Annotated in this window: 14 protein-coding genes; 7 read left to right on the forward strand and 7 right to left on the reverse strand. The window is 53.3% G+C overall.

Features of this window, described 5'->3' with window-relative positions; translation table 11 throughout:
- Positions 1 to 188: 188 nt before the first annotated feature.
- From JI741_RS23445 to JI741_RS23455, 3 genes are all read left to right on the forward strand, one after another.
- Positions 189 to 2093 carry a DNA topoisomerase IV subunit B gene (locus tag JI741_RS23445; protein WP_202013868.1) on the forward strand — a complete coding sequence of 635 codons (1905 nt, stop codon included), beginning with the start codon at positions 189 to 191 and terminating at the stop codon, positions 2091 to 2093.
- A 38-nt stretch (positions 2094 to 2131) separates the two neighbouring features.
- On the forward strand, positions 2132 to 5056 hold the full coding sequence (locus tag JI741_RS23450) for a DNA gyrase/topoisomerase IV subunit A (RefSeq protein WP_202013869.1): 2925 nt from the start codon (positions 2132 to 2134) through the stop codon (positions 5054 to 5056).
- Positions 5057 to 5211: 155 nt separating this feature from the next.
- The gene (locus JI741_RS23455) at positions 5212 to 5883 is read left to right on the forward strand and encodes an OmpA family protein (RefSeq protein WP_202013870.1); all 672 of its coding nucleotides are present in this window, start codon (positions 5212 to 5214) and stop codon (positions 5881 to 5883) included.
- 38 nt (positions 5884 to 5921) lie between these two features.
- On the opposite strand, the gene JI741_RS23460 is transcribed toward JI741_RS23455, so the two are convergent.
- The 5 genes from JI741_RS23460 to JI741_RS23480 form a co-directional block, all read right to left on the reverse strand.
- Positions 5922 to 6326, reverse strand: a complete 405-nt coding sequence (locus JI741_RS23460; RefSeq protein ID WP_202013871.1) for an Imm1 family immunity protein — start codon at positions 6324 to 6326, stop codon at positions 5922 to 5924.
- 12 nt (positions 6327 to 6338) lie between these two features.
- Entirely contained in the window at positions 6339 to 7172 is an 834-nt protein-coding gene (gene bla / locus JI741_RS23465) for a subclass B3 metallo-beta-lactamase (RefSeq protein ID WP_439647555.1), read from the reverse strand.
- Between the two features lie 169 nt (positions 7173 to 7341).
- Positions 7342 to 8484, reverse strand: coding sequence for a lactonase family protein (locus tag JI741_RS23470; RefSeq protein WP_202013873.1), 1143 nt, complete (start codon positions 8482 to 8484; stop codon positions 7342 to 7344).
- A 104-nt stretch (positions 8485 to 8588) separates the two neighbouring features.
- Positions 8589 to 9791, reverse strand: coding sequence for a family 1 glycosylhydrolase (locus JI741_RS23475; RefSeq protein ID WP_202013874.1), 1203 nt, complete (start codon positions 9789 to 9791; stop codon positions 8589 to 8591).
- Positions 9791 to 10558 carry a M15 family metallopeptidase gene (locus tag JI741_RS23480; RefSeq protein WP_202013875.1) on the reverse strand — a complete coding sequence of 256 codons (768 nt, stop codon included), beginning with the start codon at positions 10556 to 10558 and terminating at the stop codon, positions 9791 to 9793. The genes JI741_RS23475 and JI741_RS23480 overlap by 1 nt, the downstream gene beginning before the upstream one ends.
- Positions 10559 to 11449: 891 nt before the next feature.
- Here JI741_RS23480 and JI741_RS23485 point away from each other — a divergent pair.
- Positions 11450 to 11956, forward strand: coding sequence for a lipocalin family protein (locus JI741_RS23485; RefSeq protein ID WP_202013876.1), 507 nt, complete (start codon positions 11450 to 11452; stop codon positions 11954 to 11956).
- Positions 11957 to 12197: 241 nt separating this feature from the next.
- Here JI741_RS23485 and JI741_RS23490 read toward each other — a convergent pair whose 3' ends face one another.
- Positions 12198 to 13601, reverse strand: coding sequence for a M20/M25/M40 family metallo-hydrolase (locus JI741_RS23490; RefSeq protein WP_202013877.1), 1404 nt, complete (start codon positions 13599 to 13601; stop codon positions 12198 to 12200).
- Between the two features lie 217 nt (positions 13602 to 13818).
- On the opposite strand from JI741_RS23490, the gene JI741_RS23495 reads away from it, so the two are divergent.
- Together JI741_RS23495 and JI741_RS23500 are read left to right on the forward strand one after the other, a co-directional pair.
- Complete coding sequence (locus JI741_RS23495; RefSeq protein ID WP_202013878.1) at positions 13819 to 14151, forward strand: PadR family transcriptional regulator; 333 nt, start codon at positions 13819 to 13821, stop codon at positions 14149 to 14151.
- A 76-nt stretch (positions 14152 to 14227) separates the two neighbouring features.
- Positions 14228 to 16849 carry an ABC transporter permease gene (locus tag JI741_RS23500; protein ID WP_202013879.1) on the forward strand — a complete coding sequence of 874 codons (2622 nt, stop codon included), beginning with the start codon at positions 14228 to 14230 and terminating at the stop codon, positions 16847 to 16849.
- 168 nt (positions 16850 to 17017) lie between these two features.
- On the opposite strand, the gene JI741_RS23505 is transcribed toward JI741_RS23500, so the two are convergent.
- The gene (locus JI741_RS23505; protein WP_202013880.1) at positions 17018 to 17155 is read right to left on the reverse strand and encodes a hypothetical protein; all 138 of its coding nucleotides are present in this window, start codon (positions 17153 to 17155) and stop codon (positions 17018 to 17020) included.
- Between the two features lie 686 nt (positions 17156 to 17841).
- Between JI741_RS23505 and JI741_RS23510 the strand changes: the two genes are divergently transcribed.
- Positions 17842 to 19083, forward strand: coding sequence for a multidrug effflux MFS transporter (locus JI741_RS23510; protein ID WP_202013881.1), 1242 nt, complete (start codon positions 17842 to 17844; stop codon positions 19081 to 19083).
- Positions 19084 to 19606 lie beyond the last annotated feature (523 nt).

The following is a 19606-nucleotide window of genomic DNA, read 5'->3' on the forward strand; positions in this document are numbered from 1 at the left end:
GGTATTAAAGTATTTTTATAACTATAGGTTTATGAAAGTGCTGGAAGTGATTTGAAAAAATGTTTTCTTCGTCGCGAATTGATTTATACTCCGGTTAATATTCGGAGGCATAACATCGGCGACTTTTTAAACGCAATGTTTGATTTTTTGAACTGTTTCATTCTTTATAAACTATTCCGAAACGTGTTATGGGAAAAGTAGAAAAATCAGCCGCTTCGCTGGAATATAATGAGTCGAGCATCCGATCGCTCGATTGGCGCGAGCACATCCGTATGCGACCGGGCATGTATATCGGGAAGCTGGGCGACGGCTCTTCCAAAGACGACGGCATCTATGTGCTGGTGAAGGAAGTGGTCGACAACTCGATCGATGAGCACATGATGGGTCACGGAAAGACCATTGAAGTGAAGATAACCGAACAGAAAGTGACGGTGCGCGACTATGGCCGCGGCATCCCCCTGGGCAAGGTGGTAGACGTGGTGTCGAAGATCAACACCGGCGCCAAATACGACTCCGGCGCATTTCAGAAATCGGTAGGCTTGAATGGTGTAGGTACCAAGGCGGTGAACGCCCTTTCGAACTACTTCCGGGTGCAGGCCTTCCGCGACGGCCAGGCCAAGATGGCCGAGTTCAAAAAAGGTGTGCTTACTAACGACGGCCGCATCGGCAAGTCGGACGAGAAAAACGGAACCCTGGTGGAGTTTGAACCGGACAACACGATGTTCAAGAACTACCACTTCATTCCCGAATACCTAGAAGACCTCATGTGGAACTATGCGTTCCTCAACGCAGGCCTCACCATACTCTACAACGGTAACAAATACTTCTCGAAAGACGGCCTCCTGGACCTGCTGAAGCAGAAAACCGATGCCGAAGACCTTCGCTACCCCATCATCCACATCAAAGGCAACGACATCGAAGTGGCCATCTCGCACGGCAACCAGTACGGCGAAGAATACTACTCGTTTGTGAACGGCCAGAACACCACCCAGGGAGGCACGCACCTTGCCGCCTTCCGCGAAGGCGTGGTGAAAGGCGTGCGCGACTTCTATAAGAAAGACTACGACGCCGCCGACATCCGCGCCAGCATTGTGGCCGCCGTGGCCGTGCGCATTCAGGAGCCGGTGTTCGAGTCGCAGACCAAAACCAAGCTCGGTTCCACCAACATGGCACCCGATGGCGCCACCGTGAGAAGCTATGTGGGCGACTTCGTGGCCAAAGAAATCGAGATCTATCTGCACAAAAATTCCTCGGCCGCCGAAGCCATGCTGAAGCGCATTCTGCAATCGGAACGCGAACGCAAGGAAATTGCCGGCATCAAGAAGCTGGCCAACGACCGCGCGAAAAAGGCCAACCTGCACAACCGGAAGCTGCGCGACTGCCGCTATCATTTTGACGAAAAGAACGAGAAAGGCGTCGACTCCATGGTGTTCATCACCGAGGGCGACTCGGCCAGCGGATCCATCACCAAATCGCGCAGCGTAGAAACCCAGGCGGTGTTCAGCCTTCGGGGCAAGCCTCTCAACTGCTATGCCCTCACCAAGAAAGTAGTGTATGAAAACGAAGAGTTCAACCTGCTTCAACACGCCCTCAACATCGAAGACGGTCTCGAAGGCCTGCGCTACAACAAAGTGATTGTGGCCACCGATGCCGACGTGGACGGCATGCACATCCGCCTGCTGCTCATGACCTTCTTCCTGCAATTCTTTCCAGAGCTGGTGAAAGCCGGCCACGTGTTCATTCTGGAAACACCGTTGTTCCGGGTGCGCAACAAGAAAGAAACCATCTACTGCTACAGCGAAGAAGAGAAACAGGCCGCCGTGGCCAAACTGGGCTCCAAACCCGAGATCACCCGCTTCAAAGGCCTGGGTGAAATCTCGCCCGACGAGTTTGGCAAGTTTATTGGCGAAGACATCCGCCTGCAACCCGTGCTGATGGGCAAAGAAGGACACCTCAGCAAGATTCTGGAATTCTACATGGGCAAAAACACGCCCGACCGCCAAGGCTTCATCATCGAAAACCTGCGCATCGAACTGGACAAGGTGGAAGCAAAGGCGCCTGTGGAGGAAGTGGAAGAAGGAGAGGAAGCCTGATTTGTTAAATAAGATTTTTTAGAGCGAAGCGATACATCATGAGTAAAAAAGACAAACCCAACGCCGGCCCGCCCCGCAGGCCCCCCGTGCCCGAAGGGCACGAGGGCGGCGAAGACGTGGTACACTCGGTAGCCATTGATGGCTTATATGAAAACTGGTTCCTCGACTATGCGTCGTATGTGATTCTGGAACGCGCTGTTCCCAAAATCGAAGACGGGTTCAAACCCGTGCAACGCCGCATCATGCACTCGCTGAAAGAGATGGACGACGGCCGCTTCAACAAAGTGGCAAACGTGATCGGCAACACCATGCAGTTTCACCCGCACGGCGATGCCGCCATCGGCGAAGCCATGGTGAACATTGGCCAGAAAGACATCCTTATCGAAACCCAGGGCAACTGGGGCGACGTGCGCACCGGCGACGGCGCCGCAGCACCCCGCTATATCGAAGCACGCCTTTCCAAGTTCGCGCTCGATGTGGTCTACAACCCGCAAACAACCGAATGGCAATTGTCATACGACGGTCGTAAGCGCGAGCCCGTAACACTACCCGTGAAGTTCCCGCTGTTGCTGGCGCAAGGTGTGGAAGGCATTGCCGTGGGCTTGTCTACCAAAATCCTGCCCCACAACTTCTGCGAGCTCATCAAAGCATCGGTCGACATCCTGAAGGGCAAGAACCCCAAGATCTATCCCGACTTTCCAACGGGGGGCATAGGCGATTTCACCGACTACAACCAGGGCCTTCGCGGCGGCAAGATCAAGGTCCGCGCAAAAATCGAGATCATCGACAAAAAAACACTTGTCATTAAAGATATACCGTTCTCTACCACCACCACTTCGCTGATGGAATCCATCGTGAAGGCCAGTGAGAAGGGACAGATAAAAGTGAAGCAGGTGATCGACAACACGGCCGCCGACGTAGAGATCCAGATCCTGTTGCAACCGGGTCAGTCGCCCGAAATTGCCATGGATGCGCTCTATGCCTTCACCGACTGCGAGATCAGCATATCGCCCAACGCCTGTGTGATTGTGGAAGACAAGCCCCGGTTTTTGGCCGTGGGCGACATCCTGAAATACAACACGCAGCAAACCGTGAAGCTGCTGAAGCAGGAGCTTGAAATCCGGAAGAACGAACTGATGGAGAAGATCCTCTTCTCGTCGCTGGAAAAGATCTTCATCGAAAACCGCATCTACCGCAACATCGAAGAAGCCGAAAGCTGGGAAGAAGTGATCGAAACGATCGACAAAGGCCTGAAGCCCCACAAAAAGAAATTCTATCGCGAAATCACCCGCGACGACATCATACGCCTCACCGAAATCCGCATCAAACGCATTTCGAAGTTCGACTCGTTCAAAGCCGACGAACTGTTGCGCGACCTCCAGAAAGAACTGAAGGAAACGGAACACCACCTCAAGAACCTCGTCGACTACGCCATTGCCTACTACCAGAACCTGCTCACCAAGTATGGCAAAGGCCGTGAACGTAAAACAGAAATCAAGAGCTTCCAGTCGGTGACGGCCGTGGAGGTTATCGCCAACAACCAGAAGCTCTATGTGAACCGCACCGACGGCTTTGTGGGCTATGGCCTGAAACGCGACGAGTACATTGCCGACTGTTCGGAACTTGACGACGTGATTGCCATCCGCAAAGACGGCAAGCTGCTGGTGTCGCGCATCCAGGAGAAAGCCTTTATGGGCAAAGACATCATGTTTGTGGGCATCTGGAAAAAGGGCGACGAACGCATGGTCTATAACGTGATCTATTCCGACGGCAAGAGTGGCAGCGGCTTTGTGAAGCGCTTCAACCTGCCCGGCGTGATCCGCGACAAAGAGTATGATCTGACCCAGGGCCACCCCAACTCAAAACTCTACTACGTGTCGGGCAACGCCAACGGCGAAGCCGAACAGGTAGAGGTGAAGCTGTCGCAGTCGAGCTCGGCGCGCAAGAAGGTATTTGAATTTGATTTTTCTGAACTGGAAGTGAAGGGCCGCAGCGCACGTGGAAACATCCTCACCAAATATCCCATGCGCAAAGTGGACTTCCTGAAAGCCGGAGGCTCCACCCTCAGCAAACTCGACCTCTGGTTCGATCCGGACTCCGGCCGACTTAACAAAGAGAAGCGTGGCAAATACCTGGGCAAGTTCGATGGCGACGATCAACTGATCACATTCTCGCGCAACGGCACCTACAAGATCACAGGCTATGACCTCACGAATCGTTATGAGCCCGAGAAGACCTTGCTGGTAGAAAAATTCAATCCCAAGAAACCGATCTCGGCAGTCTATGTAGACGGCGAGAGCAAGCAATACATGGTGAAACGTTTCATGATCGAAACGACCACACTCGACAAGGAATTCGGATTCATCTCCGAAGGCATTGGCTCGCGCCTGGTGTTGGCCACCTCGTCTGAAACACCCGAAGTGGAAATGACCGAAGTGCGTGGCAAAGACAAAGAGAAAGTGACCGAGGTGATAAACCTGGAAGAACTGATCGATGTGAAAGGCTGGAAAGCACAAGGCAACCGTCTCAGCCAGAACAAAGTGACCAATGTGACCTTGATGGCAGACCCGGAAGAAACCGGGTTCGAAGAGGGTGATGCAGACAACGACATCATCGAGGCGGCCGATGGCGGCCAAAAAAAAAAGAATCTGAAGACGTCAAAGACATCAACGACCCCAACCTCTGGATCGCGGAAGGCGAGCAAGCAAACCTCTTCGGTGAGCCGGAAAAGCCCAAGCACCAAGTCCCCGCAAACCAGCAAAAAGACGGGCAGCCCAGGGTCAAAGTCAAAGTCGAGCAGCAAGACCTCTTCGGCGGGCAAAGCAAAGAAAGCAGCGCCCACGAAAGTGAAAGCCGCGAAGAAAGCGAAAGCCAAACCGGTCAAAGCCAAACCCGCCAAGAAAGCCGCGAAAGCCCCGGCCAAAAAGGCGAAGCCGGCCAAGACCGCGAAGAAGAAACGCTAACCGGAAACGGAACGCCTAAGCCATCATCAAAAGATGATGACGACGACAAGGCGTTTGGTGTTGGCGAAACGATTGAACTTGATTTATAACGAAGCATTCCGGTGTTGACCGGAATGCTTTCTTTTTGCTCTGAAAACTTGAATACCTTTGTTGCTATGAAAAAGACTCTCATCACGCTTTTAGCATTTGCCTGTGCCCATCACTATGCGTTCGCGCAGCAACCCGAGATCCTCGCCGAAGGCAAGATCACCGACTCGCGCACCAACAAGGGCATCAAAGCCAGCGTGCGCTACAGCAGCATCCCCACGGGAAGCATCTTCGGAAGATTTAACGACAGCACCTTCTCGTTCCCCATATTCGGCACGGCAAAATACCAGATCACGGCCGAGGCCACCGGCTACAACCCGCGCACCGTCATTGTCGATCCCAAAGACATCGACGCCAATCGCAAAGTGATGCGCGACATCGCCCTCACACCCATCGGCCAAACCATGCGCCTCTCGCACCTCATCTTCGCGCAGGGCAAATCTACCATCGACCCCAAATCGTTTGGCGAGTTGGATGAGGTTGCTCAGATGATGAAGGAAAACACCAAGGTGGTGATTCAGCTCGAAGGCCACACCGACAACCAGGGAAGCTCCAAAGCAAACCTGGCCCTGTCCGAAGATCGCGTGGAGGCTGTGAAGCGCTACCTCGTCAGCAAAGGCATCGGCAAAGACCGCGTGAAGACAAAAGCCTTCGGCGGCAGCCAACCGCTTTCGAATGAACTAACGCAGGAAGCACGCGCGCTGAACCGCCGCGTGGAGATGCGGATTCTCAAAGATTAACGGCGCGCACCGTCGCGCGCTTTCCATGTTTCATTTGCTCATGCTTGTTTCTCCCAATGAAGGTTGGGATTGCGTTCACCATGCTGAACATAATAGTCAGCGGCAGCGAGAATAGTGTTGAAGTCTGCGCAATACTTATCCGAAAAAAGCCCCGCCTGGCCTCCGGTTACTAACTCAATTTCCTGCTCTCCTTTTTTTGTTAGATCAACCAGGTTGTAAAAATCTTCATCACTTCCTACCGTAAAAGTAAGAACATAGGTTTCATTGTTTCCGCCACCAATTAGTATGCTGCTTGATCTATCCTGTGGAATGATTAGTATTTGAGTGTGCACTTTTCCGTCTAGTAAGGTTAAGTACTTTCGAATGCTGTCGCTTTCCAGAATAGCGGAAGTCCCATGGTCTGCATTCCCTTCCCACGCGTCGGCATGTATTTTAAATTTCATTTTTTAATTCAATCATTTCCCACCATCACGACGCTTCAGGTAATTCGCTTTCAACCGCGCCATCGTTTCATCATATCCCTTCTGATCTGCGAAAACCTCAGGCCGATAACCGTCGCCGGGCTTGCGCTTATCGTGCAATCCAAACTGACTCGCATGCGACGCCACCCAAACGTCAAACTGCAACGCGGGCATCACTTCCATGGTGTAGGCGTAGTCTTTGCCAACATCGGGATAGGTAGACATGCCCGCAAGGTTTGTCTCGTCAAGCACCGAAGGCATGTTGGCAATAAGTAGGCGATAGGAGCGCTTCTCATCGCGCGTGTTGAGCAGGAAGCTGCTGGCGCCGGGCGTATGGCCAGGATGGTGCAGCATCACGATGGAAGTTCCACCTAAGCTCACGGTGTCGCGGTCGTGCAACAGGCGTTCTGCTTTCACAGGCTGAAAGGTGCTGCCCTTGCCACCAAAGAGGAAATCGGAGTTGCCACCGTCGGCCAGCGCGGACGCGTCTTTTTCGTGCACCATCATCGTTGCGCCCGTCTTTTTTTTGATGGCTGCCATGGCACCCACGTGATCATAGTGCGTGTGGGTGGCTAGTAGTATCTTGATGTCTTTGAACTTGAATCCCAGTTTCTCAACATGCGCGCGAATCATCTCCGCCGACTCGGCCAAGCCGGTGTTGATGAGGATGTGACCTTTGGGTGTTGTGATAAAATACGACGCCAGATCGTACGTGCCCACGTAATACACATTGCCTACAAGACGAAACGGTTCATAGTCCTGCGACCATTCTTTCTGCATGAAGGGAGGCTGTATTGTTTTCTGTGCGATGGCAAAAACACTGATCATCAACAGGCATGCGATCAGTGCAGCGCGGGTTAAAGTTCTCAGAATAATCATAGAGGGCAGGAATTAGCTACATAGAAAAAATTCGGGCTGACATTATTGCCCACGCAAATAGAACGTCCGACCTATTTCCGGAAGTCGATCTTCTGCACAGCAGGCAGATCCTTGTTTTCTAAAGCGTATGCAACTTCAAACACACGGGTGAAGGCACCTTTACAGGTTTGCCCACCGCGGTGAGTTTTCCGGTTTTGGGGTTGATCTTGAACGTCACAATGTTGTCGGTTTCCATGTTGGCTACGAAGATGAATTCCCCTTTGGGGTCCATCAGGAAGTTGCGTGGGGTTTTGCCGCCCACGTCCTGGTTGCCCACGAAGGTGAGTTTGCCGGTGGTGGGGGAGATGCTGAAGATGCTGAGGGCGTTGAGGCCACGGTTCGACATGTAGAGGAACTTGCCCTTCGGGTCGATGTGTATGTCGGCGCTGGTGTTTTGTTCTTTGAAGGTGACGGGCAGTGAGCGCACGGTGTCTTCCACAACGGTCCAGGCACCGGTAGTTTTGTTCATGGTGAACACACCCACGGTGGAGGTGAGTTCTTCGGCCACATAGGCAAACTTGCCGTTGGGATGCAGTGCCATGTGGCGAGGGCCGGCGCCGGGCGTTACGGGCACCTCCGGGCTACTGGCCGGTTGAAGGTGCCCTTCCTTGGCGTCGAAATCGTAGACGTATACTTTGTCGGTGCCGAGGTCGGCCACATACAAAAACTTGTTGTCGGGCGAGATAAGGGTGGAGTGGATGTGCGGGCTTTCCTGGCGCTTGGGGTTCACGCTGTTGCCCACATATTTCTTGGCATCGGAGGGGGTGCCCAGCAGGCCGTCGTCGAAGAGGGGCAGCACCACCAGGTTGCCCTGGCTATAGTTTGAGATGAAGGCAAATTGCCCGGTCTTGTCGATGGTGATGTGGCAGGGGCCGTCGCCGTAGGAAGAGCGGTTGTTGAGGCCACTGAGGCGACCCGTTTTGGGGTCGATGCCATAGGCGCTCACCGATCCTTTTTCGCTGTCGGCGGCGTTGGCCTTGCCGCTGTTCACTGAATACAAAAACTTGCCGGTGGGGTGTATGGCCAGATAGTTGGGGCTTTCCAGTCCCGGCACGGTTTGCAACGGCTTGAGGGTGCGCTTCGCGCGATCGAATGTGAACGCATAGATGCCCTGGCTGCCGCGAACGGAGTAGGTGCCTACGTACATGATTTCTTTCTTGGATTGCGCCTGTGCAGCATAGCCGATGAGCAGCAGCGAAAACGACAGTAACAGATTTTTCATGGAGTGGAAAAAGTGGTATTCAAAACTACGCTAACTTTCAACATTCGCCAAGCAGAGAGGCCAGGTGGCGAATCGATAAACAAAAGTTAATGAGAATGCAGCGATTAACTGGCAACCTTTTTTTGAACGGCAACCTGTATCTTTTTGGTGTAGGCAAGCGATGCGAACAAATCGCCGCTGGGCCGGCGCATCCGGTGCATAGTCACGGGGTCGCACTCATAGAGACCAAAGCGCATGGAGGGGCCGAGGTGCCATTCAAAATTATCCCACGTGCTCCAGAAGTAGTAGCCGCGAATGTCGATGCCGTCTTGCAGGGCTTCGTGCAGAATGAGGGCATAGTCCTGGATGGCCTGTAGGCGCAGGAAATCGCTTTCGTCGCACACACCGTTTTCGGTAATGATGATGGGCTTCTTATACTTGTTCCAGTAACGGTCCAGACATGTGCGCAACCCTTCGGGATGATATTCCCAGATGTCGTCGTGGCGGCGGCCCAGCGCTTTTATTTTATGCGGTGTTTCGAGGTAGGTGATGGGCAGCGGGTCGTGGGGGATGCGCCCATAGTAGCTCATGCCAAAGAAGTCGACGCGTTCGAAATGACTGGGCACATATTCCATGAACCACCAGTCCGACAGGCGGGCCGGAAACCACCCCAGCAGATTCTCGGCCGAGAAGATGGTGGCGTTGTGCGAGATGCCGACGGGTTGGTTGGGAAATTTCTCCTTGATGTAGTCATACACGCGGTCGTGGGCCATGCCCATGTGCTTCACCACTTTGCCCGCCAGGAACGGGTTGATTTTGAAAGGCGGGAAGAAGCCGGTAATCCAGCCGTAGCTGGCATAGACGTTGGGTTCGTTGAAGGTGTTCCAGTACGAAACGTAGTGGCCATATTCATCCACCACCTTCTTGGCGAAGTCCACCCAATAGTCGATGTTCTCTTCCTTTTCCCAGCCACCCAGTTTGGCAAACCACAGGGGGTTGGTGAAGTGGTGCAGCACCATCATGATGTTGACGCGCTTGTTTTTCAGGTCCTGGATGAAGGCGTGATATTCTTGTGTGGTATCGGGATGAAATGTGCCATAGGGCTCGCGTTGCAGCTTGCTCCACATGAGGCTCATGCGGTAGTTGGGGGCGAGCGAGGCAATGATGCCGGCGTCTTCTTTGAATCGTTTCTCGTGATCGGTGGTGCGGTCGAACACAAATCCCTGGCGGGCTTTCACCCCTTGCCAGTCGTGTTCGAAGGCGGTTTCGATTTGGGGCGCGGCGGTGCTGGTTCCGAAGAAAAAATGATCGGGAAATGTGATTTTCATCACCGGCGTGTCATCGCACTTTGGGTCACTTCCCAGGCCTTCCAGTATTTGAGCAGAAGCTTCAGGTCTTCTTCCATGCAGGGATATTCGGTGTCGGGCACCACGGGAAAGATGCCGGCCGTGAGGTGTGCCGAGGTGAGGCCACCGGTCCATTCGAAGTGACCGGGGTCGTAGGGCTTGCGCCAACGTCCACCCCAGCGCAGGCCAAGTTTCTCGCCGGCTACGCCCACTTTTTTCCAGAGGGCCACGTTGTCCCACACGGCAACCGAGTCAACAATAGGCACCACATCGATGGCGAGGCCGTACTGATGTTTGGAGCGGCCGGCGCCTGAGTTGGTGTATTTTTTACCCATGGTTTTGTATTCGTTTTGCTTGGCGTGGGTGCGATACGATTCTACCACGGCCAGCTCGATGCCATTCTCGCGGCAGGCGGCCATGAGTTGTTTTATTTTGTCGCGAAAGAAAGGATGCAGGGCCTGCACGTCGGTGATCATGGACATGGCACCGCGGTCTTTGCCAAACGTATAGTTCTCTACGCTGCTCCAGGTTTTCCAACCGTCGATGGTGTCGGGCAACACGATGGGTTCTTCCACGGCCACCACGGCGGCCACCGAATCCAGCGCTATTTCGGCAACGGGCTCATCATAAAACATTTCGGCATGTTCACGACAATCGTAGGGCGTGAACAACGCGCTGATCTGTGCAAAAGACGAAAAACAAGCGACGAGCAAACCGAGTGAAAGAGAGGACCTTAATACAATACGCATGAGCAAAGCCAATTTACGAAAGGGACAAAGATATGATATTTAGCCAATTGCGACCAAAACCAGACCCCCAGAATCCCGTGTAGTTTTGATTTTTTAACGCTGAAGTAAGGTTATAGTAACATTCTCCAGTTCTGGTGCGGGTCGGCGCCCGGTACCCCGCCAGGTCCCAGTCTCCGACTGCACACGCGTGAGCGATGGCAGCGGCACCCCACAGCAAGCGTTGGCCTTGTGCGCGGGTGCGAGGAGTATAGCGGACAGCGCGACCCCGACTCGTCGGGGGCACGCCCAACCCCTCATTTCAACCCTGCAGCAAACGATATATCGTTCGCAAAACCCCTGGCGCGGGTCTGCGACCCCGTGACCACACAAGTTCCCAGTCTCCGACTGGCCCCGCGTGAGCGATGGCAGCGGCACCCCACAGCAGCGCAGCACGGTGCGGCTGCGCGAGGAGTATAGCGGACAGCGCGGACCCGACTCGTCGGGGCACGCCCAAACCCACATCCAATCAAAGTTTCCAAACTGCCAATCATCAAGCTTGCTTGCTATTGCATTCGATAGCAGGGGGCGATGGATTTGGCGGGAGTGAATTCACTAAGAAAATTAGATGTGAATGATCGATGTGACGCGCATGTGGGCATTGATCCAATGGGTTGCATGTGATGCGCAAAATCGCCGGTTCCCCAGCGATTTCAAAAATAAATCATGGGTGCACTGCACCACTGCAAAACCATTGCAGTGAGGCGTGTTATTTTTCGCTCGTCATGAGAAAATGCCGAACGGAACGTATGGCCTAGTGGCCTGATGTGTTTACTGGAAAATATACGCACCGGTTAGTTTTTGTTTTGTTGTGACCTATTTTAATGAAGCCCCCAACTAAAAATACACCTACCCATGAGCACTATGAAAACCACCAAACACCTCGCAATCGTTCTTGCCACTATTCTTTTTTCGTGCAGCAAAGACAATGACCCGACACCAACCGTTGAAGACATCACCGGAAGTTGGGCCGCTACGGCCATCGACTACACCGGTACGACCACCGTTGCTGGCTCGCCATTCAAGACAGATTTTACCGGAAAGGGAAAGGACATGGATCTTACCGTTACCCTTAACAAAAACCCGGCTACATTCAGCAGCAGCGGCGACTACACCATTGCGTTGACAAGTGTTGTGTTGGGCCAAAGCACAACACAAGATTATCCCTTTCAAGGTTTTCTTGCCAACGGCACCTGGACCCTCGACGGCAACACGCTAACCGTTACCTCAGCCCAAGGCGTACAACACGCCACAATCGTCGAGCAAACCGCCACAACGCTGAAGATCAACTGGGACTATGTGCTGGCACAAGGCCCTGCCTCTATGGACATCCACGGCACATACGCTTTCAAAAAGAAATAGCAAAGCGGCGCTGTGCGTTGCAGAAACTATTTCTGCATTTTTGTGAAGCGAAAGATCTTTGCGGAGTTGAAGGCGAAGGAAGCGCTGGCGGCTCACACACCTGCACCGAGGATAGGTTAAGTTCCCACGTTGGCGGAAGACGTGACGTTTCTTAATTCTATTCAGTATCAAAACAACGCACCGCTAAATCGCCGGGCTCTCCCCGACGATTTAGAAAAGCGAAGCGCACCTTTTCAATATATCAGTTTTCCCGCTTCACGCTGGTTTTGATTGAGAGCTCCCTCACCACCTGATACAAAAACTCCTGTCCTTCATAGAACGCCTTGATGCCGATGCGTTCGTCTTTGCCATGGGCGCGCACGTCGTTCATGTCGGCAAAGATGCCGCATACGCCATACGTTGGAATGCCGCCGTTGCGCAGGTGGGCGCCGTCGGTTGCTCCGGTAGACATGACGGGCACGACGGGAACACCGGGCCACATCTTTTGGGTGATGCGTTCAATGGGACCGAACAGCTCGGGGTTGAGGGGCGACGGGGGACTCATGTTGGCCACGTTCTTGGCGGTGACGCTCACGTCGGGATCGTTGAAGACGGTGATGAGTGTGGCTTTGATTTTCTCAGGATCTTCGCCGGGCAAAATGCGGCAGTTTACATTGGCGGTGGCCGTCTGTGGCAGCGCATTGTCGGCATGGCCGCCGTGGATCATGGTGGCCACACAGGTGGTGCGCAGCAGGGCGTTGTAGTTGGGATAGGTTGAGAGGCGGGCGAGGGCGCCGGCGTCGTAGGGAGTTTGGAGGATGCCTTTCATGTCGGCCGCGAGTGTGCCGGTTTCAATTTTTGACGAGCGTTCAAAGTAGACGCGTGTGCCTTCGTTGAGGTTGAGGGGGAAGTCGAACTTGCTGAGGTTGTCGAGGGCGTGGGCGAGTTTGTAGATGGCGTTGTCTTTGCGGGGCTGCGAGCTGTGGCCGCCGCGGTTGTGCACTTCGAGGGTGAAGCTTTGAAACACCTTTTCGCTGAGTTGCACCTGGTTCAGAATTTTCTTTCCGTCTTTCTCCTGGCCGCGGCCTCCTTCGTTGAGGGCGTATTCCGCGTTGATGAGGTCTTTGTGATTTTCGAGCAGCCACTTCACGCCGTTGTTGTCGCCGCCTTCTTCGTCGGCGGTGAGGGCCACAATAATGTCGCGGTCGGGGATGAAGCGTTCGCGTTTGAGTCGGATCAGGTTGGCCACAAAGATGGCGGCCATGGCTTTGTCGTCGCTGGCGCCGCGGGCATAATAGAACCCGTCGATTTCTTCAAACTTGAACGGGTCGGTAGTCCAGTCTTCGCGAAGGGCTTCCACCACGTCGAGGTGGGCGAGGAGGAGCAGGGGCTTGCGTTTGCCGGAGCCACGCAGGGTGGCCACCAGGTTTCCTTTGGTTTCGGTGGGGCCGCCAATGAAAATGTCTTTGTCGGTGAACCCTGCCGTTTTGAGCCGGGCTGCCATGGCTTCGGCGGCGCGTGTGGTGCTGCCCACCGAGTGGGTGGTGTTGATTTCGATCAGTTCCTTAAAGATGTCGTGGGTGAGTTTTTGATCGGCTTGGGCCAGCGCGGTGGCCTGCACCAGCAAGCACAGGGCCATGCTGCGGCAAAGGGTCAACAGGTTCATAGGGTTAGGATGCGTTAAAGTTCAGGGAAGCTAAGCAAGAAAAGCACACGATGCGCGCTGGAACAGGATGGCCGGCAAGGCGGTTGTATTGCAACGTTTGAAAATGGCGGGCAAGGGTGACGCAAGGCTTGGATGGACGCTGATGGCCGAATGAAACCGGGCACAGGTTGTAATTGTAGGTTTTTCTTAAGTTATTTACTTAACAAAGTATAAGTATATGGCAAAGGAATACCTGGGAGAGTTTGAGGAACTGATTCTGACGTTGGTGGCGGGGTTGCAGGACGACGCCTATGGTGCTGCCATTGCCGAAGAAATAGAGACGCGCCTCAAACGCGATGTGAACCTCAGCGCCGTGCACGTAACACTCTATCGCCTGGAAGACAAGGGACTCATCAAGTCGGTGATGGGCGGCGAAACAAAAGAACGCGGCGGCCGCCGGAAACGAATCTACACCGTGACCAGCGCCGGCATGGCCCTGTTGCGCGCCATGAAAGAGATGCGCCTTGATTTGTGGAAGATGGTGCCCCAGCTGAAGATGATTGGCGGGTAGGGGAAGCGTTGCTTATCCTGTGCCCGCATGCTGCTGAATGTTTCGCAGTAGTTGATCTTGTTAAACGTTTTTTCAAATGGCCAATATGCCCAACTCTGCGCCGCCGCGACTGGTGTTGCGTTTCCTGCAATTTGTTTGTCCGCCGCAGTTGCTGGAGGAAATTGAAGGAGACCTTGTGCAGCGATTCGCAAAGGATGTCACTCTACTGGGGGCGCGCCGGGCCAGACTACGGTTTGCCTGGAACGTGATCCGCTATGTGCGTCCGTCCATCCTGTTCCGACGTCATGCATCCACCGTGCGCCGGCGAAACCTCATGTTGGCCAATACCATCAAACTCACGGGGCGCCAATGGATACGCAACAAAACATTTTCGACGGTGAATGTGCTGGGTCTCACGCTGGGCCTCGCGGTGTGTTTGCTGGTGGCGCAGTTTGTGTTGTTCGAAAAAAGCTTTGATCGCTACAGTCCGCATGCCGACCGCACCTATCGGGTGAATCTCTACAACACCGAGAACGGAGTCTTCGACAAGATATCGCCCGCCACGGTGTCGGGTTTGGGATATGAACTGCGCAATCAACTGGCCGCCGTGGAAGACGTGGCACGCGTGGGTTCGAAAACGGGTGGTGTGGTAGCAAACCCCCTGAAAGGCCGCGAAGACCTGGAGAACCAGATCGTGTATGCCGACGCGTCGGTGGCGCATGTGCTGGGGTTGACGTTTGTGAATGGTCAGTCACCAAAAACATTTGCCGACACGCATTCCATTTTCATATCCACAGCGCTGGCCGAAAAATACTTTGATCGCCGCGACGTAACCGGCGAGATGCTGGCGATTGGTTTTAACAACGGCAGTGCGCTTCCGGAAGATTATCACGTGGCCGGTGTGTTTGAAGACATGCCGCCGAACACACACCTCCGCTTCGACATGATTTTACCTCCGCCGAACGAGCAGGCCTGGAACGAGAACTGGTCGTGGGGTGATGTGAGCACCTATGTGTTGCTGCAACCGGAAGCCAATGCCACGGCGCTTGCTCCGGCCTTCGCCGAAATGGTGAAACAACACCACCACTCCAACACCGGCGACCGCTATCTGCTGGAACCCATTGCCAGCATTCGCTTGCAGGCTTTGGATGGGAGTGGAAGAGGCGGGTTAATAAATTTCTTCATGGTACTGGCCGCCATCGTGCTGTTGCTGGCGTGGTTCAATTTTGTGAATCTGTCTACGGCGCGATTTTTCGAACGCCTCAAAGAAGTAGGCGTGCGCAAGCTCATTGGCGCGGGACGGTTTCAGTTGATGATGCAGTTTCTGGTGGAGGCTTTCATTTTCAACCTGGTGTCGGGTGGCCTTGCGCTGATGTTGTTTGTGTTGTGCTGGCCATCGCTGGCGGCCTACTTTGGTCAGCCTGCAACGATCACGCTCTGGCAGGATGGTAATATTTTGTATGGCGTAGGGTTTGTGTTGGTGGGCACGTTGTGTACGGGATTTTATCCGGCCCTGTTTCTGTCGTCGTTCACACCACTGCTGTCGTTGCAGGGAAAGATCGGTTCGTTTGCCGATCGCACCGTGCTGCGCAAGGTGCTGGTGGCGGTGCAACTGTCGGTGAGCGTGGCATTGCTGACGGGCGTGATGGCCGTTCGGCAGCAGGTGGATTTTATGCGCAGCCAAAACCTGGGTATAGCGCTCGACCAAACCCTCATTGTTGAATCACCTTTGCTTACCGACAACACTACCGCTAACCACTATGAACCCTTCCGGCAAGCGTTGCTGAAAATGCCGGGGGTTGAACATGTGACGTATGCCTCAAGTTTTGCCGGAGAAGAAATTGACTGGCATCGCACCGACATCACGCTGGGCGCAGCCGACGCAGGCTATCGCTACGGCAGTCGCATCGTGGGCATCGGCACTGAGTTTCTGGAAGCCTTTGACTTGCCCTTGCTGGCGGGCCGGAACTTTGATGCCACCAACCCTCGCGACACCAAGACGATGCTGATCAGCGAAGCAGCCCTGAAAATGTTTGGCTTCGAAACACCGGCACAGGCCTTGGGGCAAAACGTGTTTGTGGGAAGCCGGCAATTCGAAGTGATTGGTGTGGTGCGCAACTATCATTTCCGCGCATTGCAAACGGCCATACAACCGTTGCTCTACATACAGGGTTATCCACGCAATCCGCGCTACGCCATCAAACTTTCGGGAGGAAACATGCAGGCCACGGTGGCGGCCATCGGGTCGGTGTGGAAGACAACGTATGCCGGCAATGTTTTTAAGTATTATTTTCTGGACGATTTTTTTGATCGACAATATGCGGCTGATCAACAGGTCGGCACGCTGGTGACGGCGCTGTCGCTGCTGGCCGCATTTATTTCCTGCATCGGTTTGTTTGGGCTCACGCTCTATGCTGTGCATCGCCGCACGAAGGAAATCGGCATACGCAAAGTGATGGGCGCCACGGTGTCGCAGGTGATGATGTTGTTGTCGCGCGAGTTCATGATGCTGGCGGGTGTGGGCATGATCCTTCCGCTTCCGTTTCTATACTACGCCGTGAACCAGTGGTTGACGCGCTATGCCTATCGCATAACACCGGGGCCGGTGTTGTTCATTTTGCCGCTGGCGGCCATTCTTTTGCTGGCGTTCATCACCATGAGTTTTCAAACGGTGGTGGCGGCACGTCGAAACCCTGTGGACAGTATGAAACACGAGTGAGCGACACCCATCTTCGGGGGTGATTTGCTATTGCTGAAAATGGATTTTTAATTCAACCGGTTGAAGCCGTTCGTTTGACGGCGAATGATGTTCACTCGTCGGCCACTATCCTTACCGTTATGAAGTTTGCTGCAGACTTATGCAAAAAACTCCGACAGAATATCTTTTTTAACGGGTGAGTGTGTCGAGCGCGAAGAGTACGAGCAGTACCAGGGCAATTCCGATAAACAAACTGATGGAGAGCGCGATGATCAAACCCTTTTTGATCGGGTTGATCTCAAATTTTTCTTGTACACGTGCAGGCATATACTAAAGTATGCCATCGCTTTCACTAAAATATTTCAAATGATGCGTTTGGCTGAGGGTGTATTGTTTCTTTTTTTATTCTACGCTTTTCCGGTGTTAGACAATGTTGAAATTTCCCGGGACGATGCATTTTCATTGGGCAATCGTCGGAAGTAGCGGTGCGATACCGTATGATTAAAAACGTGGAATAAAGCCCGTTATCGATTTCTTAACCTGTGTTGGCAAATTGCTTCGCCATAGAATGGAAATTCACTCCGGGCCACGTCGTCGAACCAGATGCAACGTTGTTTTGAAACGCTAATGCATGTTTTGGTAATGTTTTTTAGAATTCCTCATGGCACCATGAGTTTTTTGTTGGAAATGAACACGGGGTTTCATGGTATTCACCTTCCGCATGCACTCTCTTTGGACAACACATTTGCAACGCATGAAATCAACGTCGTGTTGATTTGAATAATGCAGGATGTTCGCGGTGCATAAGACACATTCAATTTGCTTGGCGTGTATAAGTGACGCATCCTTTGCAAAGCGTGTTCATGTGAGGAAATCGCCGTCTCGAAATCATAATAATAAATAAATCCGTTGAACCACTTCCATCGCGATTGCGTTGGCTAGCTTTACCCCCGGCAATGGGGGAGCACGAACACGGTGAATCCCTTTAACGATGATAAAATCTCTATAAAAACGTGAACAAAAACAGACGACTTCTCACCATCATAATCCTCGGCCTTCTCTCAGCCATCGGACCTTTTTCTATAGACATGTACTTGCCCGGTTTCCCGGCCATTGCCCTCGATCTGCACACCACAGTAGACATGGTTTCCTATTCGCTGGCGAGTTTCTTTGTGGGTATTTGTGTGGGGCAACTCATCAGCGGTCCGCTGCTCGATCGTTTTGGGCGCAAGGTGCCGTTGATCACCGGGTTGACGCTCTACATTCTGTCTTCTATTGGATGTGCGCTGGCGGGTTCGATCGAAATGCTGATTGTGCTCCGGTTTGTGCAGGCTTTGGGTGGATGTGTGAGCATGGTGGCACCACGGGCCATTGTGCGCGACGTGTTTCCGGTGGAGGAAAACGCCAAGATATTTTCACTGCTCATCCTCATCCTGGGGGTGTCGCCCATTCTGGCGCCCACCGTAGGCAGCTACGTGATTGCCACGCTGGGATGGCACTATGTGTTTGCCGTGTTGGGATTGGTGACTGCCGCGATCTTGCTGGCGGTGATTCTATACCTGCCCGAAAGCAAGCAACCTGATCCAACGTTCTCCCTTCGTCCCAAGCCCATTCTCGGCAGCTTTGCCACGGTGCTGAAAGATCCGCAGTTCTATACCTATGCATCGGCAGGTGGCATTGCTTCGGCGGGGTTGTTTGCCTACTTGTCGGGTTCGCCCTTTGTGTTTATGAAATTGTTTGGGGTGACTGAACAACAATACGGATGGATTTTTGCCGTGATTGCAGCGGGCCTCATCACCAGCAGCCAGCTAAACAGCGTGCTGCTCTCACGTTTCAGCAGCGAGCAAATCATGAAAACCGTATTGATATTGCAGAGCCTGGTGGGTGTCACGCTTTTTGCGGGCACGGCCTTTGGCGTTCTCGAACTGTATAGCACCATCTTCCTTATCTTTTTATTTCTCAGCTGCCAGGGATTCAGCTTCCCCAATTCGGCCGCGTTGTCCATGGCGCCGTTCACCAAGGAAGCCGGCAGTGCTTCGGCGTTGATGGGCGCCATTCAGATGGGCCTGGGTGCGCTCGCCGCAGCATCGGTGGGTGCGTTGAACGCGCAGTCGGCCATGCCCATGACAGGGGTGATGGCGGTTTGCGCCTTGTTGGGTTTGGTTATCCTGATTTTTGGTCGCCGAAACATCCGCTACGCTGGCAGACCACTGGATGTGCAGGAAGAAGCCATTGATCTTGTGGAGAAATGCTAGGAGGAAACGCTGCACAACATCGTTGTTGGTCTCGACTGTGCAGGGTTGGGATGCGAGAAACCACGTTCACCTGCCTGCTGTTCTGTGAAGGAAATAGCTAGCTAACGGGAAAGAAGTTTCGCGACGCTCCTGAAAAAATTACCGTAGCGCTACCGATTGAGTTTACCCTTGCATGCAGGGGTGCTTAATTTTTTTTAATAAAGCTTGATTCGTAAAGAAAATGAAAGTTACTTTGTCTATCGAATAAGTAGATAATCAATTCCCACCAGATTGATTTTATAGCAAAACGAAGGGAGAGGGCAGGGCCTCGTTGATCTTCAGCCGAAAGTCCGCTAGGGACATAGAGGTTTAGTCCTGACATTTTATAAAAATGAAACCTATAAAATCAGATGCGATGAACGCACAAAACATGTCCATTTCTTCCGGTTCATTAACCGTGCACAAGCCTGGTCAGTGTTGTTGTTGCTGTTAATCCTTCCCGGTATGTGAACATACCGTCTCGCACATTTTTAGGTGATCGAGG

This window comes from Chryseolinea lacunae, assembly GCF_016735595.1.
Classification (GTDB): Bacteria; Bacteroidota; Bacteroidia; order Cytophagales; family Cyclobacteriaceae; genus Chryseolinea; species Chryseolinea lacunae.